The sequence below is a fragment of the Rhizobium sp. Root483D2 genome (assembly GCF_001426685.1).
In the GTDB taxonomy this organism is placed as follows: domain Bacteria; phylum Pseudomonadota; class Alphaproteobacteria; order Rhizobiales; family Rhizobiaceae; genus Pararhizobium; species Pararhizobium qamdonense.
This window is the reverse complement of sequence record NZ_LMFB01000044.1, coordinates 57,499-83,225: the sequence shown is the minus strand read 5'-3', so window position 1 is coordinate 83,225 and position 25,727 is coordinate 57,499. Positions and strand designations below refer to the sequence as shown.

Genomic DNA, 25,727 nt, shown 5'->3' with positions numbered 1-25,727 from the left:
GGTTAGAGTGCCGGCCTGTCACGCCGGAGGTCGCGGGTTCGAGCCCCGTCACTCGCGCCATTTTCCGCTAAGATTTCAAATGCAAGTGTGATTTGAAAGCCGGCAGGACCTTAGGTCCCAGCCGGTTCTTGCCGTTTTCCTCGGCCGCGCTCGCCCGTGTCAAATGCGGATGGCGCGCGTCTTGACGTAGATATGCGCCTCGATCGCCGCTGCGATCAGATCCTGGCGGGCGAGTTCCGGCGGCTGTTTGCCCCGGAAGGAATCGAGGCAGGTCATCACCGCCAGCTTGTAGCTGGGGCCACGTTTCTTCGGCCATCCGTTCAAAAGCAGATCGGCAGCCTCCAGCGAGCTGGAAATGGTGATCACGTCTTGGCGATCGTTCATCTCGAGTAAAACACTCTCGTGCCAAACAATATTATCCATGAAATATGCCCTCTATTAGAAACACATTACACAACCAATCTTGCGTGAAGGTTGTGATTGTTCTTCAGGGTTGCAAATCAAGCGGAAGAGAGCCTTCGGTGTCACGCTGCCCGTGTTTGAATATTCGGGAAGGAGCGGGGTGGGGATGCCTCACCCATGCAAAAGCCGGATAGGGGCCATGCAGTCTTGTTGCAGCTCGGGTTTTCCGGCCGGGTGCGCCCGCGTCCCCGTCTTGCGCGCATCTGGCGTCCAGGTTTCAATCGATTTGACGAGGCGCGACCTTATGTCCCCGGCATTGCCGCACAGGGGTTTGCCGGTCAGCCCTGCATGCCCCGGCCGGGATTCCACGGTATTTGCGCCTGCCTGCCGGAGATGCTAGCTTTTGGCGTGTCTTCATTCCCGCCACACGAGGGGGTGAAAACCGTTCTGAAGGCTTGCACAGCGGCGCTGGCTGCGCTAACCACTCTGGCGTTGCAACATATTTTTCGGCCTGTGAGCCTTTGTTTTGCGCTTCTCCAGCGCGCCTCGCAGGCAGGGACGGATACAATGACAGACCTTCTCGGCTCCTACATTCCGATCGCGATTTTCATCGGCATTTCGCTGGTTATCGGGCTGGCGCTGCTGATTGCGCCGTTCGCCGTCGCCTACAAGGCGCCCGACGATGAAAAGCTTTCGGCCTATGAGTGCGGCTTCAACGCATTCGACGATGCCCGCATGAAATTCGACATTCGATTCTACCTCGTGTCGATTCTCTTCATCATCTTCGACCTCGAAGTGGCGTTCCTGTTTCCCTGGGCGGTGTCGTTCAAGGATATGGGCTGGTTCGGCTTCTTCTCGATGATGTCGTTCCTCGGCGTGCTGACAATCGGCTTTATCTATGAATGGAAGAAGGGAGCGCTGGAATGGAACTGACATCCAGCACGACGCTCGTCGCGCCAAAGCCGAAGGGGATCGTAGATCCCGCAACCGGCCAGCTGATCGGCAGCAATGACAAATATTTCGGCGAGATCAACAATGAGCTCGCCGACAAGGGTTTTCTGGTCACCTCGACCGACGAGCTGATCAACTGGGCCCGCACCGGCTCGCTGATGTGGATGACCTTTGGTCTCGCCTGCTGCGCCGTGGAAATGATGCAGATGTCGATGCCGCGTTACGACGCCGAGCGTTTCGGCTTTGCACCGCGCGCCTCACCGCGCCAGTCCGACGTGATGATCGTCGCCGGCACGCTGACCAACAAGATGGCTCCGGCTCTGCGCAAGGTCTATGACCAGATGCCCGAGCCGCGCTACGTCATCTCGATGGGCTCCTGCGCCAATGGCGGCGGCTACTATCACTATTCCTATTCGGTGGTGCGCGGCTGTGACCGCGTCGTGCCGGTTGATATCTATGTGCCGGGCTGTCCTCCCACGGCAGAAGCGCTCCTCTACGGTGTGCTCCTGCTGCAGAAGAAGATCCGCCGCACAGGCACGATCGAACGGTAAGGGCAGGGGACTTGAACATGAGTGAAGCCCTGAACGGACTTGCGACCTATATCCGCGAAACGCGCGGCGCGCTGATTTCGGATGCCGTGATCAGCTATGGCGAGCTGACGCTGACATCGACAGCGGACAATCTGATTGCGCTCCTGACGTTCCTGCGCGATGACGCCCGCTGCGGCTTCATCAACTTTACGGATATTTGCGGCGTCGACTGGCCGCAGCGTCCCGAGCGTTTCGACGTCGTCTATCACATGCTGTCGCCGAAGCAGAACCTGCGCATCCGCGTCAAGGTCGCAACCGGCGAAGACCAGCCCGTGCCGTCGGCCTGCGCCGTCTATCCCGGCGCCGACTGGTTCGAGCGGGAAGCCTACGACATGTACGGCATCCTCTTCACCGGCCATCCGGACCTGCGCCGCATCCTGACCGACTATGGTTTCGAAGGCTATCCGCTGCGCAAGGACTTCCCGACAACCGGTTTCGTCGAGGTTCGCTACAATGACGAAGTCAAACGCGTCGTCTATGAGCCCGTCGAACTGAAACAGGAATTCCGCAATTTCGACTTCATGTCGCCCTGGGAAGGAACGGATTATGTTCTGCCGGGGGATGAAAAGGCGAAACAGTGAGATGGTAGTTAGCCGGTAGTCGGTAGTGATTAGAAGGAGTCTCGGTGGCGATCGGGAAAATCAGCTCCTACCGTGATTTGAAAGTTTGGCAATTGGCGATCGATATTTCGGTTGCCAGTTACGAAGTGACGCAGAGCCTTCCACGGGAGGAATTGTATGGACTGACAAGCCAAATCAGACGTTCAGTCTCATCGGTGGCAGCCAATATTGCCGAAGGTTATGGGCGCGAAAACAGAGGCTCGTTTGTCCAATTTCTGAGAATTGCCCAAGGGTCGTTGAAAGAACTAGAAACGCACTTGATCATCGCGGGAAGGGTCGGCCTGATACAGCCGATTGTTTTGAGCGAATTGTTGGAGAGGTGCGATGAGAACGGAAAAATGCTGGGTGCTCTCATACGGACCGTCCAGCGCAGTAAAGTTGATGAGCAGGATCGCGGATGATCACTAACCACTACTCACTGGTCACTAATCACCGCAAGCGCGGAGCGCGATGAAATGAACGAACATAACGTCCGGAATTTCAACATCAATTTCGGCCCGCAGCATCCTGCGGCGCACGGCGTGTTGCGGCTTGTGCTGGAGCTTGACGGGGAAATCGTCGAGCGGGTCGATCCGCATATCGGGCTTCTGCATCGCGGCACTGAAAAGCTGATCGAGACCAAGACCTATCTGCAGGCCGTGCCCTATTTCGACCGTCTCGACTATGTCGCGCCGATGAACCAGGAGCATGCCTATGCGCTGGCCGTCGAGAAGCTGACGGCGACCGAGGTGCCGATCCGTGGCCAGCTGATCCGCGTGCTCTATTCCGAAATCGGCCGCATCCTGTCGCATCTTTTGAACGTCACGACGCAGGCCATGGACGTCGGTGCGCTGACGCCGCCGCTCTGGGGTTTCGAAGAGCGCGAAAAGCTGATGGTGTTTTACGAGCGGGCCTGTGGCGCGCGCATGCACTCGGCCTATTTCCGTCCGGGCGGCGTTCACCAGGACCTGCCGCATGAACTGGTCGAAGACATCGGCAAGTGGATCGATCCGTTCCTGAAGACCGTCGACGATATCGACGAGCTTCTGACCGGCAACCGCATCTTCAAGCAGCGCAATGTCGATATCGGCGTCGTGACGCTGGACGATGCCTGGGCCTGGGGCTTTTCCGGCGTCATGGTGCGTGGTTCGGGGGCAGCCTGGGACCTGCGCAAATCGCAGCCCTATGAATGCTATGCCGACATGGATTTCGATATTCCGATCGGCAAGAACGGCGATTGCTTCGACCGGTATCTGATCCGCATGATCGAAATGCGGGAATCGGCCAAGATCATGCGCCAATGCGTCAATCGCCTCTTGGGCGACGCCAAGATCGGCCCGGTCTCCTCGCTCGATGGCAAGATCGTGCCGCCTAAGCGTGGCGAGATGAAGCGCTCGATGGAAGCCCTGATCCACCATTTCAAGCTCTATACCGAAGGCTATCATGTGCCCGAGGGTGAAGTTTACGCGGCTGTCGAAGCGCCGAAGGGCGAGTTCGGCGTCTACCTGATCTCCGACGGTACCAACAAGCCGTATCGCTGCAAGATCCGCGCGCCGGGCTACGCCCATCTCCAGGCCATGGATTATATCTGTCGCGGGCATCAGCTGGCGGACGTCTCCGCCATTCTGGGTTCGCTTGATATCGTGTTCGGCGAGGTGGATCGTTGATGCGCAGGATGGTCCTGACACTCTTGGCCTCAATGCTTGCTGGAGCGCCTGCCTTTGCGCAGGAAACCGCGCCGGCGGCCGGTGATCCCGCGATGAGCAATTCATCGGGCAGCGGCATGGGCCGGCTCTTGAGCCAGGGTTATGAGATCAGGGCCGCAGTGCCGAACGGCACGCGCTACATCGTATTTTTGCAAAAAGACCAGTCAGCCTATGCCTGCGAATTCGTCACCCTGACGACATCGCGGTGCGGTTCGATTAACTGATAAGGTGCGGGAAGAATGTCCGTTCGTCGACTAGCCGAAGAAAATGTCCAGCCAGCGGCCTTTGCGTTCAGCAAGGACAATGCCGCTTGGGCACAGGCCACCATCCAGAAATATCCGAAGGGCCGCGAGCAATCCGCTGTCATTCCGCTGCTGATGCGGGCGCAGGAGCAGGATGGCTGGGTCACCAAGGCGGCGATCGAAGGGATCGCCGACATGCTGGACATGCCCTATATCCGCGTGCTCGAAGTGGCGACATTCTATACCCAGTTTCAGCTGAAGCCGGTCGGCACGCGCGCCCATGTTCAGGTCTGCGGCACGACGCCTTGCATGCTGCGCGGTTCGGAAGAGCTGATCAGCCTGTGCAAGAAACGCATTCATCCCAACCCGCTGACGCCGAACGAAGCCGGGACGCTGTCCTGGGAAGAGGTCGAGTGTCAGGGGACGTGCGTCAACGCACCCATGGTGATGATCTTCAAGGATACCTATGAGGATCTGACCGTTCCGCAGCTGGAATATATCATTGACAGTTTCGAGGCAGGCAAGGGCGCCGAGGTCAAGCCCGGCCCGCAGATCGACCGGATCTTCTCGGCGCCGGAAGGCGGTTTGACCACGCTGCTGACCGAAGTCAAGAAACCCGCTGCACCGCGTGCCGAACAGGCGAGCAACGGCGCGGCTGTCAGCACGCCACCGTCGAATGCCGGACGTGCCAAGACAGACGCACCGGAAACCGATCCCGCTTTGAAAACCCCTGTCACGGCAAAGTTCGAATCCGCTGCAAATGACAAGGTTGCCGGCGAAACCAAGGTTGAGGGCGGCGCGAACGCAAAGCCTGCTTCCGCCAGCGCAAAGCCGTCGCTCGAGGACAAGAACCGTCCGGCCGGCATCGCCAAGCCCGACGCTGTCGATGACCTGAAGCTGATCTCCGGCGTTGGCCCGAAGATCGAAGGCACGCTGCACGAACTCGGCATCTTCACCTTCGCGCAGGTCGCGGGCTGGAGTGGCGCGGAGCGCGAATGGGTGGACGGCTATCTGAATTTCAAGGGCCGCATCGACCGCGACGATTGGGTCAAGCAGGCTGAAGCGCTGGCCAAGGGCGGCGAAGCCGAATACATCAAAGTTTTCGGCAAGAAGCCGCGATAAGTTAGGTGAACCATGCTCGACGATAAAGATCGCATTTTTACCAATATCTACGGCATCCATGACAAGTCGCTCAAGGGCGCCATGGGCCGTGGCCACTGGGATGGCACCAAGCAGATCCTGGAAAAGGGCCGTGACTGGATCATCAACGAGATGAAGGCTTCCGGCCTTCGTGGACGGGGTGGCGCGGGCTTCCCGACGGGCCTGAAATGGTCCTTCATGCCGAAGGAAAGCGATGGCCGGCCGCATTATCTCGTCGTCAATGCCGACGAATCCGAGCCCGGTACCTGCAAGGACCGCGATATCATGCGCCACGATCCGCATACGCTGATCGAAGGCTGCGTGATCGCGAGCTTCGCGATGGGTGCGCATGTCGCCTATATCTATGTGCGCGGCGAATATATCCGCGAGCGCGAAGCGCTGCAGGCGGCGATCGACGAGTGCTATGACGCCGGTCTTCTCGGCATCAACAACAAGCTCGGCTGGGACATGGACATCTACGTCCATCACGGCGCCGGCGCCTATATTTGCGGCGAGGAAACAGCGCTGCTGGAAAGCCTCGAAGGCAAGAAGGGCCAACCGCGCCTGAAGCCGCCATTCCCGGCCAATATGGGCCTTTATGGCTGCCCGACGACGGTCAACAACGTCGAATCGATCGCGGTTGCCCCGACCATCCTGCGCCGTGGCGCGTCCTGGTTTTCGGCCATCGGCCGTCCGAACAATGTCGGCACCAAGCTGTTCATGGTGTCCGGCCATGTCAACAAGCCGTGCACGTTCGAAGACGCGATGGGCACGCCCTTCCGCGAGATGATCGAGCGCCATTGCGGCGGCATCCGCGGCGGCTGGGACAATCTTCTGGCCGTCATCCCCGGCGGTTCGTCCTGTCCGGTGGTGAAGGCCGAGGACATTATCGATGCGCCGATGGATTTCGACGGCATGCGCGACGTCAAGTCGTCGTTCGGCACGGCCGCGATCATCGTCATGGATCGCTCCACCGACATCATCAAGGCCATCTGGCGTCTGGCTGCTTTCTACAAGCACGAGAGCTGCGGCCAGTGCACGCCATGCCGCGAAGGCACGGGCTGGATGATGCGTGTCATGGAGCGCATGGTGCAGGGCCGCGCCCAGAAGCGTGAAATCGACATGCTGTTCGATGTCACAAAACAGGTCGAAGGCCACACCATCTGCGCGCTCGGCGATGCCGCTGCATGGCCGATCCAGGGCCTAATCCGCAATTTCCGTCCCGAGATGGAAGCGCGTATCGACGAATATACCCGCAATTCCTCATCGCACGGCGCGGTGCTGGCAGCGGCGGAGTAATCGGCATGGCTGGACCGGGAAACGAAACGGGCAAGGGCACGCAGACAGGATCTGCCGGATCCTCGGCCGTGCCTCCGGCCGGCAACGATCCGTTCGGCGTTGCCGAATGGTTGAAGGATATGCCCAAGGTTCCGCTGCATCCGCTGATGCAGCATCCGGCGGCAGCGATGGCAGCGGCAACGGCGATCGGTTTCGGCGTGACCAGCCAGATCGCCGGCTTCATGCTCGGAGCGATGCAGGGATTGGCGCAAACGGCGCAGAAGACCGGCGTTGCCGCAGATGAAAACCAGGCGGGAACGGTTTCCCAGCCGGTGGAAACATTGGTCGCGGCCGTCAAGCCGCAGCCGGTCGCAAAATCGGCGGCGCCGGTGAAGGCTAAGGTCAAGGTTGCGGCCAAGGTCAAGGCTGTAGCGAAGACCCCGCCGGTCGCGGAAACGCCGGCGGTGGCAGAGCCGGTTGCTGTTGCGCCGGGCAAGGCCGAAAAGCCGAAGCGGCAGAAGGCCGCCCGCGTTGCCGAAACGCAGGCGGATGATCTGAAGCGGATTTCCGGCATCGGACCGAAGCTGGAACAGGTTTTGAATGGAATGGGCGTGCGGCGTTATGCCGATGTCGCGTTGTGGAGCGATAAGGACGTGCAGCGTTTCGATGACGCCCTGGGTTTTGCCGGCCGCATCGCGCGCGACGGCTGGGTCGAGCAGGCAAAGGCCCTGATCAAGGGTTGAGATTTGAGTTTCGGGCGGGGCCGGTGGTGTTCGCTCAACAGGTTAGCGTGCCTTTATAATATCTGTTCGCCGCTTTGGCTGGCGAATGAACGACAGGATTGAGTGCGAAGATGGCAAAGCTGAAAGTCGACGGAAAAGAGATCGAGGTCCCGGATCATTTCACGCTGCTGCAGGCGTGCGAAGAGGCCGGCGCCGAGGTTCCGCGCTTCTGTTTCCACGAGCGGCTGTCGGTCGCCGGAAACTGCCGCATGTGTCTGATCGAGGTGAAGGGAGGGCCGCCGAAGCCGGCAGCCTCCTGCGCCATGGGCGTGCGCGACCTGCGCCCCGGCCCGAACGGCGAAGCGCCGGAAGTCTTCACGACCACGCCCATGGTCAAGAAGGCCCGTGAAGGCGTGATGGAATTCCTGTTGATCAACCATCCGCTGGATTGCCCGATCTGCGACCAGGGTGGCGAATGCGACCTGCAGGACCAGGCGATGGCCTTCGGCGTCGATTCCACCCGTTACAACGAGAACAAGCGTGCGGTCGAAGACAAGTATATCGGCCCGCTGGTCAAGACGGTGATGAACCGCTGCATTCACTGCACGCGCTGCGTCCGCTTCACCACGGAAGTCGCAGGCATTGCCGAACTCGGCCTGATCGGCCGTGGCGAGGATGCCGAGATCACCACCTATCTCGAGCAGGCGATGACGTCGGAACTTCAGGGCAATGTCGTCGATCTCTGCCCGGTCGGCGCTCTGACCTCCAAACCCTACGCGTTCAACGCCCGTCCGTGGGAACTCGGCAAGACCGAATCGATCGACGTGATGGACGCCGTCGGCTCGGCCATCCGCGTCGATACGCGCGGCCGCGAAGTCATGCGCGTCATGCCGCGCGTCAATGAAGAGATCAACGAAGAGTGGATCTCCGACAAGACCCGCTTCATCTGGGATGGCCTGAAGACGCAGCGTCTCGACCGCCCCTATGTAAAGAAGGACGGCCGTTTGCAGCCTGCCAGCTGGAACGAAGCCTTCGCCGCCATCAAGTCGGCGGTTTCCAGGACCAGCGGTGAGAAGATTGGCGCGATTGCCGGCGATCTGGCCTCGGTCGAGGAAATGTTCGCGCTGAAGGCGCTAATCTCCTCGCTCGGCTCGGCCAATATCGACTGCCGCCAGGATGGTGCCGCACTCGATCCGGCCTCCGGCCGCTCGAGCTACCTCTTCAACCCCACGATCCAGGGCATCGAAAGCGCCGACGCGCTGTTGATCATCGGCTCGAACCCGCGCTTTGAAGCCTCTGTCTTGAATGCCCGTATCCGCAAGCGGTTCCGGATGGCCAATTTCCCGATCGGCGTGATCGGAGAACAGGCCGAGCTGCGTTATAGCTACGACTATCTCGGCGCAGGCACAGATACGCTGTCCGAACTGGTGTCCGGCAAGGGCAAGTTCTTCGGCGTTCTGCAAAATGCCAAGCGCCCGATGGTCATCATCGGTCAGGGCGCGATCTCCGGCGGCAACGGCGCTTCGGTTCTGGCGTCTGCCGCAAAGCTTGCGGGCGCCATCGGCGCCGTCACCGAAGACTGGAACGGTTTTGCAGTCCTCCACACCGCCGCCTCGCGCGTCGGTGGCCTCGATCTCGGCTTTGTGCCGGGCGAGGGGGGCAAGACTGCCGCCGAGATGTTGACCGGCACCGACGTTCTGTTCCTGCTCGGCGCCGACGAAATGGATTTCTCCGGCAAGACCGCCGGCTTCACCGTCTATATCGGCTCGCATGGCGACGAAGGTGCCCATGGTGCCGACGTCATCCTGCCGGGTGCGACCTATACCGAAAAGTCGGGTCTCTGGGTCAATACCGAAGGCCGCGTCCAGATGGGCAACCGGGCCGGTTTCGCGCCGGGCGATGCCCGCGAGGACTGGGCGATCATCCGGGCGCTGTCCGACGTGCTCGGCAAGAAGCTGCCGTTTGATTCGCTTGCAGAATTGCGCGGCAAGCTCTACGCGGCACACCCGCATTTCGCTGCGATCGACATGATCGAGACGGGTGTTAGCGGTGAAATTGCCGCACTTGCACAAAAAGCCGGTGAGATGGCCAAATCGGCGTTTGCGTCTCCGGTGAAAGACTTCTATTTGACGAACCCGATAGCACGCGCTTCCGCCGTCATGGCTGAATGTTCGGCTTTGGCACGCAACAACTTCAAAGCTGCGGCGGAATGAGCGCGAAGGAATAAGACGAAAATGGACGCTTTCATTTCGACCTATGTCTGGCCAACGGCCATCATGATCGGCCAGTCGCTGCTGCTTCTGGTCGCGCTTTTGATCTTTATCGCCTACATCCTTTTGGCTGACCGCAAGATCTGGGCAGCGGTGCAGATGCGCCGTGGACCGAATGTGGTAGGCCCGTGGGGACTTTTCCAGTCCTTCGCCGATCTTTTGAAGTTCGTCTTCAAGGAACCGGTCATTCCAGCCGGTTCGAACAAGGTTCTCTTCCTGCTCGCGCCGCTGGTTTCCGTGACCTTGGCGCTCGCAGCCTGGGCGGTTATCCCGCTCAATGCCAACTGGGTGATGGCCAATATCAATGTCGGCATCCTTTATGTCTTCGCCATTTCCTCGCTCGAGGTTTACGGCGTCATCATCGGCGGCTGGGCATCGAACTCGAAGTACCCGTTCCTCTCGGCACTGCGCTCGGCTGCCCAGATGGTGTCCTATGAAGTCTCGATCGGCTTCGTCATCGTGACCGTGCTGCTTTGCGCCGGTTCGCTGAATCTCACCGATATCGTGGATTCGCAGCGTGATGGTTTGGGCACGATGATGGGCCTGCCGGGTTCGTTCCTGGACTGGTACTGGCTGCCGCTGTTTCCGATGTTCATCATCTTCTTCATCTCGGCGCTGGCTGAAACCAACCGTCCGCCCTTCGATCTCGTCGAAGCGGAATCGGAACTGGTCGCCGGCTTCATGGTCGAGTATGGCTCGACCCCGTACATGATGTTCATGCTCGGCGAATATGCCGCCATCTGCCTGATGTGCGCGCTGACGACGATCCTCTTCCTCGGCGGCTGGCTGCCTCCGGTCGATGTGTGGTTCCTCAACTGGGTTCCGGGCATCATCTGGTTCATCCTGAAGTCTTCGATGGTGTTCTTCATGTTCGCCATGGTGAAAGCCTTCGTGCCGCGCTATCGCTACGACCAGTTGATGCGGCTGGGCTGGAAGGTCTTCCTTCCGCTGTCGCTCGCCATGGTCTTCATTGTTGCAGTCACGCTAAAACTGGTGGTGTGGGCCTGATGCCGATATTCCGTTTCGCAAAATCAGCCGGCGCCTCCCAGGCCGGCATGTTTGGAGGTTGATGATGGCAAGTCTGTCGCAAGCCGTCAGTTCGCTGTTCCTCAAGGAATTCGTCAACGCGTTTTTCCTGTCGATGCGCTATTTCTTCGCGCCGAAGGCAACGCTGAACTATCCGTTTGAAAAAGGGCCGATCAGCCCGCGTTTCCGGGGTGAGCATGCGCTGCGCCGGTATCCGAATGGCGAGGAGCGTTGCATCGCCTGCAAGCTGTGCGAGGCAATCTGTCCTGCCCAGGCGATCACCATCGAAGCCGGCCCGCGCCGCAACGACGGCACGCGCCGTACGGTCCGGTACGATATCGACATGGTGAAGTGCATCTATTGCGGTTTCTGCCAGGAAGCATGTCCGGTGGACGCGATCGTCGAAGGTCCGAACTTCGAGTTCGCCACCGAGACGCGCGAAGAGCTCTACTACGACAAGGACCGGCTGCTTTCCAACGGCGACCGTTGGGAGCGCGAAATTGCCCGCAACATCGCAATGGACTCGCCGTACCGGTAAGACCTTGCGAAGGGGACTGCGCCTGCCGTTTCAAGGCAGGCGTTACACTGATCTTGGGCGTGGCCGGCATGAACCGGTGCGCCAGTGGGAAGGATGGCATTTGGCCATGCCTGCCCGGGGAAGACGAAAAAGGCACCGATCATGGGTCTGCAGGCTCTTTTTTTCTATCTTTTTTCATTCGTCGCGGTTGCGTCGGCGTTCATGGTGATTTCTGCGCGGAACCCTGTTTATTCCGTGCTGTTCCTCATTTTGACGTTCTTCAACGCGGCCGGCCTGTTCCTTCTGACGGGCGCCGAGTTTCTGGCGATGATCCTGCTGGTCGTTTATATCGGCGCGGTTGCGGTTCTCTTCCTCTTCGTGGTGATGATGCTCGACATCGACTTCACCCAGCTGAGGTCGGGCGTTTTGGAATATGCGCCGGTCGGCGCGCTGATCGGCCTCATTCTGGCAGCCGAACTGATCATCGTGGTCGGCGGCAGCTCGTTCTCGCCTGAAATCGCCAAATCGATCTCGATGCCGATCCCGGCAATCGCCGATCGCTCCAACACAGCCGCACTCGGCGACGTGCTCTATACGCACTACGTCTATTTCTTCCAGATTGCCGGCCTGGTTCTTCTGGTCGCCATGATCGGCGCCATCGTCTTGACGCTGCGCCATCGCGACAACATCAAGCGCCAGGATATTCCCACACAGGTTGCCCGTTCGCCCAAGACCGCTGTCGAAGTGGTCAAGGTGAAGTCGGGGCAGGGCCTTTAAGACGGACGCGAGGTCAAGGAACACATCATGGAAATCGGTATTTCCCACTATCTGACCGTCAGCGCCATCCTGTTCACGCTGGGCGTCTTCGGCATCTTCCTCAACCGGAAGAACGTCATCATCATCCTGATGTCGGTGGAACTCATCCTGCTTGCAGTCAACATCAACATGGTCGCCTTCTCGTCGTTCCTCAACGACATTACCGGCCAGGTGTTCGCCCTGTTCATTCTGACCGTCGCGGCCGCGGAAGCCGCCATCGGTCTTGCAATTCTCGTCGTCTTCTACCGCAACCGCGGCTCCATCGCCGTGGAAGACGTCAACATGATGAAGGGCTGAGCGGCCAATGAATACGATTATTCAAGCCATCGTCTTCCTGCCGCTGATCGGCTTCGTGATCGCGGGCCTGTTCGGCACGTCGATCGGCGCCAAGGCATCGGAATACGTGACCACCGGCTTCATGATTATTGTCGCTGTCCTGTCCTGGGTGGTGTTCTTCCACGTCGCGCTCGGCGAGACGGAGATGATCAAGGTCACCGTGATGCGCTGGATCCAGTCTGGCAGCTTCGATGCGGAATGGGCCTTCCGGGTCGATACGCTGACGGCCGTGATGTTCGTCGTCGTCAACACCGTGTCCTGCCTGGTTCACCTCTATTCGATCGGCTACATGCATCACGACCCGCATCGGCCGCGCTTCTTTGCCTATCTGTCGCTGTTCACCTTCGCCATGCTGATGCTGGTCACGTCCGACAACCTGTTGCAGATGTTCTTCGGCTGGGAAGGCGTGGGTCTGGCGTCCTATCTGTTGATCGGCTTCTGGTACAAGAAGCCGTCGGCATCGGCTGCGGCAATGAAGGCGTTCATCGTCAACCGCGTCGGTGACTTCGGTTTTGCGCTCGGCATTTTCGGCGTCTTCGTGCTGTTTGGCTCGATCAGCTTTGAAACCATCTTTGCCGCCGCTGCCAGCTACCTGCCGGCTGAAGGCGCTGCTGAGGGTGGCGAGGCTGTCATCAACCTGTTCGGCATGCATCTCGACAAGGCCAGCGCGATCACCGGCGTCTGCCTGCTGCTCTTCATGGGCGCGATGGGCAAGTCGGCGCAGTTCCTGCTGCACACCTGGCTTCCAGACGCCATGGAAGGCCCGACGCCTGTCTCGGCGCTGATCCATGCCGCAACCATGGTGACGGCCGGTGTTTTCCTCGTCGCCCGCATGTCGCCGCTGTTTGAACTGTCCCACACGGCTTTGATGGTCGTCACCGTCATCGGCGCGATTACCGCGTTCTTTGCGGCAACCGTTGGTCTCGTCCAGAACGATATCAAGCGCGTCATCGCCTATTCGACCTGCTCGCAGCTCGGCTACATGTTCGTGGCGCTGGGAACGGGCGCCTATGGCGCTGCGATCTTCCACCTGTTCACGCACGCCTTCTTCAAGGCTCTGCTGTTTCTGTGCGCCGGCTCGGTCATCCATGCTGTCGATGGCGAGCAGGACATGCGCCACATGGGCGGGCTTCGTCCGCACATCAAGGTGACCTTCGCCATGATGCTGATCGGCACGCTGGCCATCACCGGCGTCGGCATTCCGTTCACCTCGTTCGGTTTCGCGGGCTTCTTCTCGAAGGACGTGATCATCGAGGCGGCCTATGCATCGCACTCGCCGGTCGGCGGTTTCGCCTTCACGCTTCTGGTCATTGCGGCGCTGTTCACGAGCTTCTACTCGTGGCGCCTGATGTTCCTGACTTTCTTCGGCAAGCCGCGCGCCTCGCATGAGGTCATGCACCACGTCCACGAATCGCCGCAGGTCATGCTGATCCCGCTCTACATCCTGGCCTTCGGCGCCGTCGTGGCCGGTTTCCTCGGCGAGGGCTATTTCTATGGCCACGAATATGCCGAATTCTGGCAGGGCGCGTTGTTCACGCTGCCGGGCAACGAACTGGTCGATGAGTTCCACCACGTTCCGGCCCTGGTTGCGCTGAGCCCGTTCATCGCCATGATCCTCGGCTTCGTTACCGCCTGGTACATGTATATCCGCTCGCCGGAGACGCCGAAGTACCTCGCCGAGCAGCATCGCGGTCTCTACCAGTTCCTGCTCAACAAATGGTATTTCGACGAACTCTACGATTTCCTGTTCGTTCGTCCCGCCAAGCGCATCGGCACCTTCCTGTGGAAGGAAGGCGATGGCCGGATCATCGACGGCTACGGCCCGAACGGCATTGCCGCGCGCGTCATGGACGTGACTGACCGCGTCGTCCGCCTGCAGACCGGTTACCTCTATCACTATGCCTTCGTGATGCTCATCGGCATCGCGGCGCTCGTTACCTGGATGATGCTCGGGAGCTCCTTCTGATGACCGATTGGCCCATTCTCTCCGCGGTCACCTTCCTGCCGCTGGCCGGCGTTGCTCTTCTGCTTCTGACGCGTGAAGACAGCGCTTCTGGCCGCCGCAATATCCTGAACATCTCGTTGCTGACGACGATCGTGACGTTTCTCGTCTCCTGCTGGATCTGGTGGAATTTCGACAATTCGAACCCCGGCTTCCAGATGGTCGAAAAGCACGCCTGGCTCGGCACCGGCATTTCCTACCATCTCGGCATTGACGGCATTTCCATGCTGTTCGTCGTGCTCTCGGCGTTCCTGATGCCGTTCTGCGTCGTGGCCAGCTGGCTGTCGGTCGAAAAGCGCCTGAAGCAATACATGATCGCCTTCCTGCTTTTGGAAGTGTTCATGATTGGCGTCTTCGTGTCGCTCGATATCGTGCTGTTCTACGTGTTCTTCGAAGCCGGCCTGATCCCGATGTTCATCATCATCGGCGTCTGGGGCGGCAAGGACCGCGTCTACGCCTCCTACAAGTTCTTCCTCTACACGCTGCTCGGTTCGGTTCTGATGCTCCTCGCCATCATGGCGATGTACTGGCAGGCCGGCACGACCGATATCGCCGAATTGCTCGCCTATCAGTTTCCGCGCCAGATGCAGACATGGTTATGGCTCGCCTTCTTCGCGTCATTTGCGGTGAAGATGCCGATGTGGCCGGTCCATACCTGGCTTCCCGACGCGCACGTTCAGGCGCCGACGGCGGGGTCGGTCATCCTGGCCGGCGTTCTCCTGAAGCTTGGCGGTTACGGCTTCCTGCGCTTCTCGCTGCCGATGTTCCCGCTGGCGTCGGAATATTTCGCGCCCTTCGTCTTCACGCTCTCGGTCGTCGCGATCATCTACACCTCGCTGGTGGCGATGATGCAGTCAGACATCAAGAAGCTGATCGCCTATTCGTCGGTTGCGCACATGGGCTACGTGACCATGGGTATCTTTGCCGCCAATACTCAAGGCGTGCAGGGCGCGATCTTCCAGATGCTGTCGCATGGCCTGGTGTCCGGCGCGCTCTTCCTCTGTGTCGGCGTGGTCTATGACCGCACCCACACCCGCGAGATCAGCGCTTACGGCGGCCTCGTCAACAACATGCCGAAATATGCGGTTGCCTTCATGGTCTTCACCATGGCCAATGTCGGCCTGCCGGGCACGTCCGGCTTCGTCGGTGAAATCACCGTGCTGCTCGGTGCATTCCGTGCCAATACCTGGGTCGCGTTCTTTGCCACGACAGGTGTCATCCTCTCGGCGTGTTATGCTCTGTGGCTCTACCGCCGGGTGATCTTCGGTACATTGGACAAGGACAGCCTGAAATCGCTGCTGGATCTTTCCGGCCGTGAAAAGGCGCTGCTCTATCCGCTGATCGTGCTGACCATCTTCTTCGGCGTCTATCCGGCTCCCGTGTTCGATGCGACGGCAGCCTCGGTGGACGTGCTTATCAACAACTACACTGCGGCCGTGCAGGCAGCGCATGACGTTGCGCTTTCGGCGAAATGACGACAGGACGGGATTGAAATGACTGCTGAAACATTCCTCGCTAGCCTGCACCTGTCGACGCCCGAGCTGATCCTTGCGGTTGGCGCCATGGTGTTGTTGATGATCGGCGTCTTTTCCGGCGAGAAATCGTCGGGTTTGGTGACGTGGCTTGCCGTTGGCCTGCTCGCCGTTTCCGGCGTCTGGCTGGTCTGGCAGACCGGCGACGGTCAGGCCTATAACGGCGCGTTCCTCTCCGATCCCTTCGGCAAGTTCATGAAGGTGCTGACGCTGTTCGGCTCCATGGTGGCGCTGATCATGTCGGCGGGCGAGGCGCGTTCGACCGGCATCGACCGGTTCGAATTCCCGGTCCTGATCGTGCTGGCAACGCTCGGCATGCTGCTGATGATCTCGGCCAACGACCTGATCTCGGTCTATCTGGCGCTCGAACTGCAGTCGCTGGCGCTCTATGTCGTCGCCGCCATGAACCGCGACAACCTGCGTTCCACGGAAGCGGGCCTCAAATATTTCGTGCTCGGTGCCCTGTCGTCCGGCATGCTGCTCTACGGCATGTCGCTGGTCTATGGCTTTACCGGCCATACCGGCTTCGACGGTATTGCCGCTGCCCTCTCGGCAGAAGGCCGTTCGCTTGGCCTCATCTTCGGCCTGGTCTTCATTCTGGCCGGCGTTGCCTTCAAGATCTCCGCCGTTCCGTTCCATATGTGGACGCCGGACGTCTACGAGGGTGCCCCGACACCGGTGACGGCCTTCTTTGCCGCCGCGCCGAAGGTTGCGGCCATGGCGATGCTGATCCGGCTGGTCATCATGCCGTTCGAGCCGATCGTCACCGACTGGCAGCAGATCATCGTCTTCATCTCGATCGCCTCGATGCTGCTCGGCTCGTTTGCCGCCATCGGCCAGAAGAACATCAAGCGGCTGATGGCCTATTCGTCGATCGGCCATATGGGCTATGCGCTCGTGGGCCTGTCCAGCGGCTCGATGGCCGGTGTGCGCGGCGTGTTGATTTACATGCTGGTCTATATGGTGATGACGCTCGGCACCTTTGCCTGCATCATGGCGATGAAGCGCAAGGACGGAAATCACGTCGAAAGCGTCGATGATCTCGCCGGCCTGTCGCAGACCAATCCGCTGATGGCGACCGTGCTGACGGTGATGATGTTCTCGCTCGCCGGTATTCCGCCGCTTGCAGGCTTCTTTGCCAAGTACTTCGTGTTCATGGCGGCGATCGAAGCGCATCTCTATGCCCTGGCGATCATCGGCGTTCTCGCCTCCGTCGTCGGCGCCTATTACTATCTGCGCGTCATCAAGCTGATGTGGTTTGATGATCCGAAGGGCGAATTTGCGCGTCCGTCGGGCATCTTGCGCCTGGTCTACGGCCTTTCCGGCCTGTTCGTTCTCGCCTATGTTCTGATCGGTGGACCGATCGGCACGGCGGCCGAAGTTGCAGCGCGGACATTCTTTTGACAGGACAGGACCGGATCGGCAGGGTTTCGCTCGATAATTTCCGCCATACCGCTCTGGGCGATGTCGGATCGACGAATACCGAATGCCTGATCCGGGCGCGTGCCGGTGATCCGGGCCTGCACTGGATCACCGCCGCGCGGCAGATATCCGGCCGTGGGCGCCGGGGCCGCCAATGGGCGTCGGAGCCGGGCAATTTGTACGCCTCGCTCCTTCTGATCGATCCGGCGCCGATGGAAAAACTGCAATCGCTGCCGCTTGCGGTGGCCGTTGCCGTCCACAGGGCAATCCAGGCGGTGATGCCGTCAGGCTCCAATCCGGTCTCGATCAAATGGCCGAATGATATTCTGATTGCGGGCAAGAAGTGCTGCGGTATCCTCTTGGAAGGCGAGGGCTTGCCGGACGGGCATCACGCGCTGGTCATCGGCTGCGGCATCAATGTCGCGCTGGTGCCGGAGCAGGGGCTTTATCCGGTCACCAGCCTGCAGGCGGAAGGGTCTGCCGTTTCGCCGGATGAATTGTTTGCCCATCTGTTCCGCAGCATGGCCGATGCGTTGAACACCTGGAACCGCGGCGACGGCATTGCAGAGATTATCGCACAATGGCGGTCCGCAGCAGGCGGTATCGGCCAGAAGATTACAGTCAACCTGCCGGATCGCTCGCTTTCCGGACGGTTCGAAGGCATAGATGAAGACGGCCGGCTGATGCTCGATCTGGGAGCAGGCACGGTTCAACGCATCGCCGCAGGCGATGTATTTTTTGGATAGACCCCATTTGGGGTGACATAAGGCGCAATCAATCAATGAGCAAACAAGACGAACTCGTCTTCCTGCCGCTGGGCGGAGTGGGGGAAATCGGCATGAACCTGGCCCTTTACGGCTATGGTTCGCCCGCCCACCGCCAGTGGATCATGGTCGATTGCGGCGTGACCTTCCCGGGCCTCGATCTGCCCGGCGTCGATCTGGTGCTGCCCGATATCCGGTTCCTTGCCGAAGAGCGCAAGAACCTCAAGGGCATCATCATCACCCATGCCCATGAGGATCACTATGGCGCGCTGGCCGATCTGTGGCCGGGCCTCAATGTCCCGGTTTATGCCTCGCCGTTCACGGCCGGCATGCTGGAAGCCAAGCGCTCCTACGAGCGCAGCCGCGCCCAGGTGCCGATCACCATCTTCAAGGAAGGCGACCGCATCAATGTCGGGCCTTTCGAAATCGAAGCCGTCGGCGTCAACCATTCGATCCCCGAGCCGATGTCGCTGATCATCCGCACGCCGCTCGGCAATGTCGTGCATACCGGCGACTGGAAGATCGACCATGCTCCGTCGCTCGGGCCCTTTACCGATGAAGCGCGGTTCCGCGCGATCGGCGACGAGGGCGTTCTGGCGCTGATGTGCGACAGCACCAATGCCATGCGCGATGGCGTCTCCCCCTCGGAAGAGGAGGTTTCGACCAGCCTCACCAAGATCATCGAGGACGCCAAGGGCCGCGTGGCGATCACCACGTTCTCCTCCAATGTCGGCCGCATCCGCTCGATCGCCAAGGCATCGGCTGCGGCCGGCCGCGAGGTCCTGCTGCTCGGCAGCTCGATGAAGCGCGTCTGCGACGTCGCCCGCGATGTCGGGCTGATGGAAGGGCTGAACCCCTTCATCGCCGAGGACGAGTTCGGCTATATCCCGCGCGACAAGGTCGTGGTGATCCTGACCGGCAGCCAGGGCGAATCGCGCGCCGCACTTGCCAAGATCTCGCGCGACGAGATGCGCAATGTGGCGCTGACTGCAGGCGATACCGTGGTGTTTTCATCGCGCGCCATTCCCGGCAACGAGAAGGCGATCAACGATATCAAGAACGGCCTCGTCGAACAGGGCATCCATATCGTTACCGATAGCGAAGCGCTGGTCCACGTCTCCGGCCATCCCCGCCGCAACGAACTGCAGCAGATGTATGCCTGGACGCGCCCGCAGATGCTGGTCCCGGTCCACGGCGAAGCCGCGCATCTGACAGCACAGGCGGAACTCGGATTGCAGTCGGGCATCAAAACCGTTCCGAAGGTGCGTAACGGCGACATTCTGCGTCTGGCACCTGGACCGGCCACCGTCATTGGCGAAGCCCCGCATGGGCGGATCTACAAGGACGGCAGCCTGATCGGCGACTTCGAGGAAATGGGCATCGGCGAACGCCGCAAGCTGTCCTTTGCCGGTCACGTCGCCGTCAACGTCATTCTGGACGCGCGCTACGATTTCGCCGCCGACCCGATCGTCGTTCCGATCGGCCTGCCTGAATTCGATGACGAAGGCGAAGACATGAACGATACGCTCTATGACGCGGTCCTGGGGGCTGTCGAAAGCATCCCGCGCGGCAAGCGCAAGGATATCGCCATGGTGACGGAAGCCGTCCGCCGCGCCATTCGTGGTACGGCCAATGACGTCTGGGGCAAGAAGCCCGTTGTCACCGTGTTCATCAACAAGCTCTGACGGGTCTCCGATGCTTGGACGTGTCAACCATATCGCTCTTGCCGTTCCGGATCTTGCCGGAGCGGCGGAGCGGTACCGGTCGATGCTCGGTGCCTCGGTGACCGCTCCGCAAGCGCTGCCAGAGCACGGCGTCACCGTTGTGTTCGTCACGCTTGATAATACCAAGGTCGAACTTCTTGAGCCGCTCGGGGAGGCGTCACCGATCGCGGCTTTCCTTGCGAAAAATCCGGCCGGCGGCATGCATCATATCTGCTACGAGGTCGAGGATATCCATGCCGCCCGCGATAGCCTGATTGCGGCCGGGGGCAGGGTGCTGGGCGATGGAAATCCGAAGACCGGCGCGCATGGCAAGCCTGTGCTGTTTCTCCATCCGAAGGATTTCTTCGGGACGCTGATCGAACTCGAACAGGTGTGACAGAAGACCGCGTGCCGGTATTTATCGGACAGGGTGTTTGTCGGGCGTTCAGTGAGGCGCTATAAGGCGCCATGCCAGCGCGCACGAGACATGAGGCGAGACATCTATCTCCCCTCGTAACGAGAGACGACCATGCCGATCTTTTCCACCTTTGCGATCTACTTCATCATCTGGTGGCTGGCGCTGTTCATCGTCCTGCCGATCGGCTTGCGCACGCAGGCGGATGAAAACGAGGTGGTGCCGGGCAGCGTCGAAAGCGCTCCGGCGCGTTTTCGTGCGTTGCGGGTGTTTTTGATGACCTCGGTTCTGGCGGCTATTATCCACGCCGCCTGGTATATCCTGTCCGTGCGGCTGGGCTACGGCCTGGATTCCATCCCGCAATTTGCGCCGAAGTTTTACTGAGGTTGACGCTTCCGGCAGGCGGACCGCGCCGTTGACGCTGCCACAGAATTGCCGCGATTGAGGCGGCTTCCATTTTCTGGATGAACACAACCTGTGTAAAAGTCAAAAAAAAACAAGGCTGAAAGCCTTGTTCTTTAAAGTATCGCGTGATCCTTATCCGTTGCCGGTGGCTGCGTGTAAACGCGCCTAAGATCTTATCCTCCCAAGACTTGACCGCGAAATCGACAAGAATTTAATCTCCCTGCCTCTTTTGTGGGCCAAAACTAGCCCAAACATTATGCGTTGTCATCCCATTTTTTTGCATTTTTGCTACACTTGAGTAAAATTTTTCCGTTGACAACTTCTGTCAAAATCCTGTTACTACCGTGCCTTTTTGACGCAGGTATTTTTGTTTTTTCACTCCTTGAAATGCAGTGCCCGCTTGCGCTTTCTGCCAAAAGCGATGACGGGTTTTCTTCCTGCTGCGAAGCGTCTATGAACGCGTGAGCGCGGTGCATCCTTTCTCGTGGAATCAGCTGTCCGGATCGTCGCGGCAAACAGTCAAACGGCAGTGTCCGGTTTGCGCGGCTGACGCGCGCGGGGCCTGCAGGCTCAACGTTATTTCGCCCGATTCAACCGATAGTGCGAAGTGCTTTTAACTTCTGGAACCCGTTCATGCGCCTGTCCCGCTTTTTCATGCCCATTCTGAAGGAAACCCCGAAGGAAGCGGAAATCGTCTCGCACCGGCTGATGCTGCGTGCCGGCATGGTGCGCCAGCAGTCGGCCGGCATCTATACGTGGCTGCCGCTCGGCAAGCGGGTTCTCGACAAGGTCACCAAAATCATCCGCGAAGAACAGAACCGCGCCGGCGCCATCGAGCTTTTGATGCCGACGCTGCAATCGGCCGAACTCTGGCAGGAAAGCGGCCGCTATGACGCCTATGGCGACGAAATGCTGCGGATCAAGGATCGCAACAAGCGCGACATGCTCTATGGACCGACCAACGAGGAGATGATCACGGACGTGTTCCGCTCCTACGTCAAGTCCTACAAGGACCTGCCGCTCAATCTCTATCATATCCAGCTGAAATTCCGCGACGAACGCCGTCCGCGGTTTGGCACCATGCGTTCGCGCGAGTTTCTGATGAAGGATGCCTATTCCTTCGATCTCAACCGCGAAGGCGCTGTTGACAGCTACAACCGCATGTTCGCGGCCTATCTGCGCACATTCGCGCGGCTTGGCCTGCGCGCCATTCCGATGCGGGCCGATACCGGCCCGATCGGCGGCGATCTCAGCCATGAGTTCATTATCCTGGCCGATACCGGTGAATCGGAAGTCTTCTGCCACAAGCACTTCCTCGATTTCGATATTCCGGCCGATGATACGGATTTCTGGGACGCAGCTGCGATGAAGGCGATCTTCGACAAGTGGACTTCGCTCTATGCCGCCACCTCGGAAATGCACGACGAGGCGGCCTTCAATGCGATCGACGATGCCTCAAAGGTTTCGGCGCGCGGCATCGAGGTCGGTCATATCTTCTATTTCGGCACCAAATATTCCGAGGCTATGGGCGCCAAGGTTCAGGGCCCCGACGGCAAGGAACACACGGTTCACATGGGCTCCTACGGCATCGGCCCGACCAGGCTGGTTCCCGCCATCATCGAAGCCTCGCATGACGAGAACGGCATCATCTGGCCGGCTTCGATCGCACCGTTCGACGCGGTTGTGATCAACATGAAATCCGGCGACGAAGCATGCGACGCGGCGTGCGAAACCATCTATGCTGCGCTCAACAAGGCAGGATTCGACACGCTCTACGACGACAAGGACGACCGCGCCGGCACCAAGTTTGCCACCGCCGACCTGATCGGCGTTCCCGTGCAGATCATTGCCGGTCCGCGCTCTGTCGCCAGCGGCGAAGTCGAACTCAAGGACCGCAAGACCGGCGCCCGCGAAACATTGACGATCGAGGCTGCCATCAACAAGCTGACCGCCTCGAAATAAGGGACCAAGGAATGAGCGCCGCGACGCTAGAGCAGGAAAAGGCAGCGACCGCAGAGACGCCGTCGAGCCGTCCGTTTTCCACATTCGAGCGCATGGTGGCCTGGCGCTATCTTCGCTCGCGCCGCAAGGAAGCATTCATTTCGGTGATCGCCGGCTTTTCCTTCATCGGCATCATGCTCGGCGTGGCAACGCTGATCATCGTCATGGCCGTGATGAACGGTTTTAGAACCGAGCTGATCTCGCGCATTCTCGGCATCAACGGTCACATGATCGTCCAGCCGCTGGATGGCCCGCTCGATAATTATGCCGACCTTGCGACGAAGTTTTCCGGCGTCAAGGGCATCACCATGGCGATCCCGATGATCGAGGGGCAGACGCTCGCCTCCGGTCCGGGCGGTGCTGGCACCGGGGCGCTGGTGCGCGGCGTGCGCGCCGACGACCTCGCCAAGATGAAGTCGATTTCCGATCACATCCAGTCCGGCGATCTCGTCGGTTATGCCGCAGGCACCGGTGTTGCGATCGGCTCGCGCATGGCCCAGCAGCTCGGCATCACCGCCGGCGGCACGATCACGCTGGTGGCGCCGGAAGGTGATATTACGCCCATGGGGGTAAATCCCCGCGTCAAATCCTACACCGTCTCGGCCATCTTCGAGATCGGCATGTCGGAATATGACGCCTCGATCATCTTCATGCCTCTGGAAGAAGCCCAGCTTTATTTCAATGCCGAAGGCATCGCCCAGTCGATCGAACTGTTCGTCACCAATCCGGACCTGGTCGATGACCTGCGCCAGCCGATCGAGGATGCGGCCGGGCGACAGGTGCTGATCAGCGATTGGCGCGACCGCAACAAGACCTTCTTCTCCGCGCTCCAGGTCGAGCGCAACGTCATGTTCATGATCCTGACGCTGATCGTGCTTGTGGCGGCGCTCAATATCGTGTCCGGCCTGATCATGCTGGTCAAGGACAAGGGGGCTGATATCGCCATCCTGCGCACGATGGGGGCGTCGTCGGGCGCCATCATGCGGATCTTCTTCATGACCGGGGCGGCGATCGGCATTGTCGGAACCTTGGCAGGCGTGCTTTTGGGCGTGATTGTCTGCCTCAATGTCGAATCCATCCGGCAGTTCTTCTCCTGGATTTCAGGAACGACATTGTTCAATCCCGAACTCTATTTCCTAAGCCAGCTTCCGGCCGATATGAACCTTGGCGAGACCACATCGGTCGTCGCCATGGCCATTGGCCTGTCCTTCCTTGCCACGATCTTTCCGGCCTGGCGCGCTTCGCGCCTCGATCCGGTTCAGGCTCTGCGCTACGAATAATTGGGGATTACATCAACGATGAATGCGCGCGTGGCATTGCAGCTTTCCGCCGTCGAACGTCATTACAGCCAGGGCGAAGAAACCCTGTCCATCCTGAAGGGCGCGGATTTTTCGCTGTTTGGCGGACAGACGGTGGCGCTTGTGGCGCCGTCCGGCACCGGCAAATCGACACTTCTGCACCTGGCAGGCCTGCTGGAACGCCCGGATGCAGGCGAAGTTCTGATCAACGGCCAGTCCTGCGGCGCGCTCGGTGACGAAAAGCGCACGGCGATCCGCCGCAACGATATCGGCTTCGTCTACCAGTTCCACCATCTTTTGCCGGAATTCACCGCGATCGAAAATATCATGATGCCGCAACTGATCGCCGGCCTGAACAAGGCAGAGGCGCGCGAACGGGCGGCGGCCTTGCTGGATTACATGCGCATCGGCCACCGCGCCGAGCATCGTCCGTCTGAATTGTCGGGCGGCGAACAGCAGCGCGTCGCCATCGCGCGGGCCGTTGCCAATGCACCGCTGGTGCTTCTCGCCGACGAGCCGACCGGAAACCTCGATCCGGAAACCGCCGGCTATGTCTTTGAAGCCCTGGAGGCCCTGGTCCGCCAGTCGGGTCTTGCGGCCATGATCGCCACCCACAATTACGAACTGGCATCCCGCATGGACCGCCGCGTCACCATCGAGGACGGCAAGGTCGTCGAGCTCTAAGGTTGCGGTTGCCTGCCGGTTAGAGGCGGGTCTTATGCCTATTCGATACCACAGGCCGTTTGGCCACGATCGTCGGACCAATCCTTGAGCAGCACGATTTCGCCCTTGGTGGCGACGGGTTTGCCGCTGCTCTTTCCCTTGCCGGTCAAAACGTTGAAATCGCATTCCGCCGTATTGTCGGGATCGAGCGTGTCGTAGGACGTGTAGGTATAGCCGGCAACGACGAAGTCGAAGTTGCGATAGGCGACCGTCAGCTTCTGTTCCCAGCGGTCCCGGCCGACGGAATCATTGTGGGTGTTGATCAGGATCGAGCCGTTGGCAAGAGCGGTGATCGACGGTGCCCTTCCTGCCATGGTCAGATCTCCCCAGACCTTGTTCGCAACGACGGTTTTCAGTTTCAGCCGGTCGGTGTCGCCGTCGTTCAGGTAGATGTAAACGGAATTGTCATCCTCGCCGCTGCCGTCTACCGGTGCCACCAGCATGGCGAGGTCCGATGTGCCGTCCTTATCCCAGTCGCCGGTCGCGGCAAAAATGATGCGCTCGGGATCGATGGCATCGGCTGCCTGCGGGGCCGTGGCAGACAGGCTGAGACATGCCGTCATGACGGCCAGTGACATCTTCATCGATCATTCCCCGATTTGAATTGTAGGCAGACTAATCGGCGGCCCGGCCGCCGTCCAGATGCCGGATGGCTTTGCCGGCGGCTGTTCAGACATTGTTTACCATCTCCCTTTTCCTGCGGCGGCAGATTTGCAGTTGCTGCTTGACGCATGAACATAAATAGAACATTATAAGAACATAACGGAAAAGGGAGCCGACCAATGACTGACTTCATTCGTGATCTCGCCGCTTTGACCTCCATCGCCATGTTCATCGCCAGCTTTTCAATCATCGTCATGGGCATGT

At 59.8% G+C, this 25,727-nt stretch carries 26 protein-coding genes; 24 read left to right on the top strand and 2 right to left on the bottom strand.

Annotated elements, in window-relative coordinates:
• Nucleotides 1-159 precede the first annotated feature (159 nt).
• The gene (locus ASD32_RS27540; protein WP_082546960.1) at nucleotides 160-423 is read right to left on the bottom strand and encodes a DUF982 domain-containing protein; all 264 of its coding nucleotides are present in this window, start codon (nucleotides 421-423) and stop codon (nucleotides 160-162) included.
• Between the two features lie 546 nt (nucleotides 424-969).
• Here ASD32_RS27540 and ASD32_RS27535 point away from each other — a divergent pair.
• The 24 genes from ASD32_RS27535 (at nucleotide 970) to ASD32_RS27420 (ending at nucleotide 24,821) form a co-directional block, all read left to right on the top strand.
• The gene (locus tag ASD32_RS27535) at nucleotides 970-1,335 is read left to right on the top strand and encodes an NADH-quinone oxidoreductase subunit A (RefSeq protein WP_037107729.1); all 366 of its coding nucleotides are present in this window, start codon (nucleotides 970-972) and stop codon (nucleotides 1,333-1,335) included.
• On the top strand, nucleotides 1,326-1,904 hold the full coding sequence (locus ASD32_RS27530; RefSeq protein ID WP_060641223.1) for an NADH-quinone oxidoreductase subunit B: 579 nt from the start codon (nucleotides 1,326-1,328) through the stop codon (nucleotides 1,902-1,904). The genes ASD32_RS27535 and ASD32_RS27530 overlap by 10 nt, the downstream gene beginning before the upstream one ends.
• A 17-nt stretch (nucleotides 1,905-1,921) precedes the next feature.
• Complete coding sequence (locus ASD32_RS27525) at nucleotides 1,922-2,524, top strand: NADH-quinone oxidoreductase subunit C (RefSeq protein WP_060641222.1); 603 nt, start codon at nucleotides 1,922-1,924, stop codon at nucleotides 2,522-2,524.
• A gap of 50 nt (nucleotides 2,525-2,574) precedes the next feature.
• On the top strand, nucleotides 2,575-2,964 hold the full coding sequence (locus ASD32_RS27520; RefSeq protein ID WP_060641431.1) for a four helix bundle protein: 390 nt from the start codon (nucleotides 2,575-2,577) through the stop codon (nucleotides 2,962-2,964).
• Nucleotides 2,965-3,018: 54 nt separating this feature from the next.
• Nucleotides 3,019-4,209, top strand: a complete 1,191-nt coding sequence (locus ASD32_RS27515; RefSeq protein WP_060641221.1) for an NADH-quinone oxidoreductase subunit D — start codon at nucleotides 3,019-3,021, stop codon at nucleotides 4,207-4,209.
• An 8-nt stretch (nucleotides 4,210-4,217) separates the two neighbouring features.
• Nucleotides 4,218-4,472, top strand: a complete 255-nt coding sequence (locus tag ASD32_RS27510; RefSeq protein ID WP_060641220.1) for a hypothetical protein — start codon at nucleotides 4,218-4,220, stop codon at nucleotides 4,470-4,472.
• 15 nt (nucleotides 4,473-4,487) lie between these two features.
• Nucleotides 4,488-5,612: an NADH-quinone oxidoreductase subunit E gene (locus tag ASD32_RS27505; RefSeq protein ID WP_060641219.1), complete on the top strand. Its 1,125-nt coding sequence runs from the start codon at nucleotides 4,488-4,490 to the stop codon at nucleotides 5,610-5,612.
• Between the two features lie 12 nt (nucleotides 5,613-5,624).
• Entirely contained in the window at nucleotides 5,625-6,929 is a 1,305-nt protein-coding gene (gene nuoF, locus ASD32_RS27500) for an NADH-quinone oxidoreductase subunit NuoF (RefSeq protein ID WP_060641218.1), read from the top strand.
• A 5-nt stretch (nucleotides 6,930-6,934) separates the two neighbouring features.
• On the top strand, nucleotides 6,935-7,651 hold the full coding sequence (locus ASD32_RS27495; RefSeq protein ID WP_060641217.1) for a hypothetical protein: 717 nt from the start codon (nucleotides 6,935-6,937) through the stop codon (nucleotides 7,649-7,651).
• A 110-nt stretch (nucleotides 7,652-7,761) separates the two neighbouring features.
• A complete protein-coding gene (gene nuoG, locus ASD32_RS27490) occupies nucleotides 7,762-9,843 on the top strand; it encodes an NADH-quinone oxidoreductase subunit NuoG (RefSeq protein ID WP_060641216.1) in 2,082 nt (693 codons plus the stop codon).
• A 21-nt stretch (nucleotides 9,844-9,864) separates the two neighbouring features.
• Complete coding sequence (gene nuoH, locus ASD32_RS27485) at nucleotides 9,865-10,908, top strand: NADH-quinone oxidoreductase subunit NuoH (protein ID WP_060641215.1); 1,044 nt, start codon at nucleotides 9,865-9,867, stop codon at nucleotides 10,906-10,908.
• Between the two features lie 64 nt (nucleotides 10,909-10,972).
• The gene (gene nuoI, locus ASD32_RS27480; protein ID WP_060641214.1) at nucleotides 10,973-11,464 is read left to right on the top strand and encodes an NADH-quinone oxidoreductase subunit NuoI; all 492 of its coding nucleotides are present in this window, start codon (nucleotides 10,973-10,975) and stop codon (nucleotides 11,462-11,464) included.
• A 141-nt stretch (nucleotides 11,465-11,605) separates the two neighbouring features.
• Nucleotides 11,606-12,220, top strand: coding sequence for an NADH-quinone oxidoreductase subunit J (locus ASD32_RS27475; protein ID WP_060641430.1), 615 nt, complete (start codon nucleotides 11,606-11,608; stop codon nucleotides 12,218-12,220).
• Between the two features lie 27 nt (nucleotides 12,221-12,247).
• Nucleotides 12,248-12,556 (top strand): NADH-quinone oxidoreductase subunit NuoK, encoded by a 309-nt coding sequence (gene nuoK / locus ASD32_RS27470; RefSeq protein WP_037169335.1) that lies wholly within the window; start codon nucleotides 12,248-12,250, stop codon nucleotides 12,554-12,556.
• Between the two features lie 7 nt (nucleotides 12,557-12,563).
• Complete coding sequence (nuoL, locus tag ASD32_RS27465; protein WP_060641213.1) at nucleotides 12,564-14,561, top strand: NADH-quinone oxidoreductase subunit L; 1,998 nt, start codon at nucleotides 12,564-12,566, stop codon at nucleotides 14,559-14,561.
• Nucleotides 14,561-16,072: an NADH-quinone oxidoreductase subunit M gene (locus tag ASD32_RS27460; RefSeq protein WP_060641212.1), complete on the top strand. Its 1,512-nt coding sequence runs from the start codon at nucleotides 14,561-14,563 to the stop codon at nucleotides 16,070-16,072. The genes nuoL and ASD32_RS27460 overlap by 1 nt, the downstream gene beginning before the upstream one ends.
• An 18-nt stretch (nucleotides 16,073-16,090) precedes the next feature.
• Complete coding sequence (gene nuoN / locus ASD32_RS27455; protein WP_060641211.1) at nucleotides 16,091-17,533, top strand: NADH-quinone oxidoreductase subunit NuoN; 1,443 nt, start codon at nucleotides 16,091-16,093, stop codon at nucleotides 17,531-17,533.
• On the top strand, nucleotides 17,530-18,297 hold the full coding sequence (locus ASD32_RS27450; protein WP_060641210.1) for a biotin--[acetyl-CoA-carboxylase] ligase: 768 nt from the start codon (nucleotides 17,530-17,532) through the stop codon (nucleotides 18,295-18,297). The genes nuoN and ASD32_RS27450 overlap by 4 nt, the downstream gene beginning before the upstream one ends.
• 35 nt (nucleotides 18,298-18,332) lie before the next feature.
• A complete protein-coding gene (locus ASD32_RS27445) occupies nucleotides 18,333-20,000 on the top strand; it encodes a ribonuclease J (RefSeq protein ID WP_060641209.1) in 1,668 nt (555 codons plus the stop codon).
• A 10-nt stretch (nucleotides 20,001-20,010) separates the two neighbouring features.
• Complete coding sequence (gene mce, locus ASD32_RS27440; RefSeq protein ID WP_060641208.1) at nucleotides 20,011-20,415, top strand: methylmalonyl-CoA epimerase; 405 nt, start codon at nucleotides 20,011-20,013, stop codon at nucleotides 20,413-20,415.
• A gap of 132 nt (nucleotides 20,416-20,547) precedes the next feature.
• On the top strand, nucleotides 20,548-20,817 hold the full coding sequence (locus tag ASD32_RS27435) for a DUF1467 family protein (protein WP_060641207.1): 270 nt from the start codon (nucleotides 20,548-20,550) through the stop codon (nucleotides 20,815-20,817).
• A gap of 654 nt (nucleotides 20,818-21,471) precedes the next feature.
• A complete protein-coding gene (gene proS, locus ASD32_RS27430; RefSeq protein WP_060641206.1) occupies nucleotides 21,472-22,800 on the top strand; it encodes a proline--tRNA ligase in 1,329 nt (442 codons plus the stop codon).
• A gap of 11 nt (nucleotides 22,801-22,811) precedes the next feature.
• Complete coding sequence (locus ASD32_RS27425) at nucleotides 22,812-24,119, top strand: lipoprotein-releasing ABC transporter permease subunit (protein ID WP_060641205.1); 1,308 nt, start codon at nucleotides 22,812-22,814, stop codon at nucleotides 24,117-24,119.
• 18 nt (nucleotides 24,120-24,137) lie between these two features.
• Nucleotides 24,138-24,821 (top strand): ABC transporter ATP-binding protein, encoded by a 684-nt coding sequence (locus ASD32_RS27420; protein WP_060641204.1) that lies wholly within the window; start codon nucleotides 24,138-24,140, stop codon nucleotides 24,819-24,821.
• Between the two features lie 38 nt (nucleotides 24,822-24,859).
• On the opposite strand, the gene ASD32_RS27415 is transcribed toward ASD32_RS27420, so the two are convergent.
• Nucleotides 24,860-25,444: a hypothetical protein gene (locus tag ASD32_RS27415; RefSeq protein ID WP_082546958.1), complete on the bottom strand. Its 585-nt coding sequence runs from the start codon at nucleotides 25,442-25,444 to the stop codon at nucleotides 24,860-24,862.
• Between the last annotated feature and the right edge of the window lie 283 nt (nucleotides 25,445-25,727).

Coding starts and splice junctions, on each gene's coding strand:
- ASD32_RS27540 (WP_082546960.1), bottom strand. CDS start 423: ATGGATAATATTGTTTGGCACGAGAGTGTTTTACTCGAGATGAACGAT.
- ASD32_RS27535 (WP_037107729.1), top strand. CDS start 970: ATGACAGACCTTCTCGGCTCCTACATTCCGATCGCGATTTTCATCGGC.
- ASD32_RS27530 (WP_060641223.1), top strand. CDS start 1,326: ATGGAACTGACATCCAGCACGACGCTCGTCGCGCCAAAGCCGAAGGGG.
- ASD32_RS27525 (WP_060641222.1), top strand. CDS start 1,922: ATGAGTGAAGCCCTGAACGGACTTGCGACCTATATCCGCGAAACGCGC.
- ASD32_RS27515 (WP_060641221.1), top strand. CDS start 3,019: ATGAACGAACATAACGTCCGGAATTTCAACATCAATTTCGGCCCGCAG.
- ASD32_RS27510 (WP_060641220.1), top strand. CDS start 4,218: ATGGTCCTGACACTCTTGGCCTCAATGCTTGCTGGAGCGCCTGCCTTT.
- ASD32_RS27505 (WP_060641219.1), top strand. CDS start 4,488: ATGTCCGTTCGTCGACTAGCCGAAGAAAATGTCCAGCCAGCGGCCTTT.
- nuoF (WP_060641218.1), top strand. CDS start 5,625: ATGCTCGACGATAAAGATCGCATTTTTACCAATATCTACGGCATCCAT.
- ASD32_RS27495 (WP_060641217.1), top strand. CDS start 6,935: ATGGCTGGACCGGGAAACGAAACGGGCAAGGGCACGCAGACAGGATCT.
- nuoG (WP_060641216.1), top strand. CDS start 7,762: ATGGCAAAGCTGAAAGTCGACGGAAAAGAGATCGAGGTCCCGGATCAT.
- nuoH (WP_060641215.1), top strand. CDS start 9,865: ATGGACGCTTTCATTTCGACCTATGTCTGGCCAACGGCCATCATGATC.
- nuoI (WP_060641214.1), top strand. CDS start 10,973: ATGGCAAGTCTGTCGCAAGCCGTCAGTTCGCTGTTCCTCAAGGAATTC.
- ASD32_RS27475 (WP_060641430.1), top strand. CDS start 11,606: ATGGGTCTGCAGGCTCTTTTTTTCTATCTTTTTTCATTCGTCGCGGTT.
- nuoK (WP_037169335.1), top strand. CDS start 12,248: ATGGAAATCGGTATTTCCCACTATCTGACCGTCAGCGCCATCCTGTTC.
- nuoL (WP_060641213.1), top strand. CDS start 12,564: ATGAATACGATTATTCAAGCCATCGTCTTCCTGCCGCTGATCGGCTTC.
- ASD32_RS27460 (WP_060641212.1), top strand. CDS start 14,561: ATGACCGATTGGCCCATTCTCTCCGCGGTCACCTTCCTGCCGCTGGCC.
- nuoN (WP_060641211.1), top strand. CDS start 16,091: ATGACTGCTGAAACATTCCTCGCTAGCCTGCACCTGTCGACGCCCGAG.
- ASD32_RS27445 (WP_060641209.1), top strand. CDS start 18,333: ATGAGCAAACAAGACGAACTCGTCTTCCTGCCGCTGGGCGGAGTGGGG.
- mce (WP_060641208.1), top strand. CDS start 20,011: ATGCTTGGACGTGTCAACCATATCGCTCTTGCCGTTCCGGATCTTGCC.
- ASD32_RS27435 (WP_060641207.1), top strand. CDS start 20,548: ATGCCGATCTTTTCCACCTTTGCGATCTACTTCATCATCTGGTGGCTG.
- proS (WP_060641206.1), top strand. CDS start 21,472: ATGCGCCTGTCCCGCTTTTTCATGCCCATTCTGAAGGAAACCCCGAAG.
- ASD32_RS27425 (WP_060641205.1), top strand. CDS start 22,812: ATGAGCGCCGCGACGCTAGAGCAGGAAAAGGCAGCGACCGCAGAGACG.
- ASD32_RS27420 (WP_060641204.1), top strand. CDS start 24,138: ATGAATGCGCGCGTGGCATTGCAGCTTTCCGCCGTCGAACGTCATTAC.
- ASD32_RS27415 (WP_082546958.1), bottom strand. CDS start 25,444: ATGAAGATGTCACTGGCCGTCATGACGGCATGTCTCAGCCTGTCTGCC.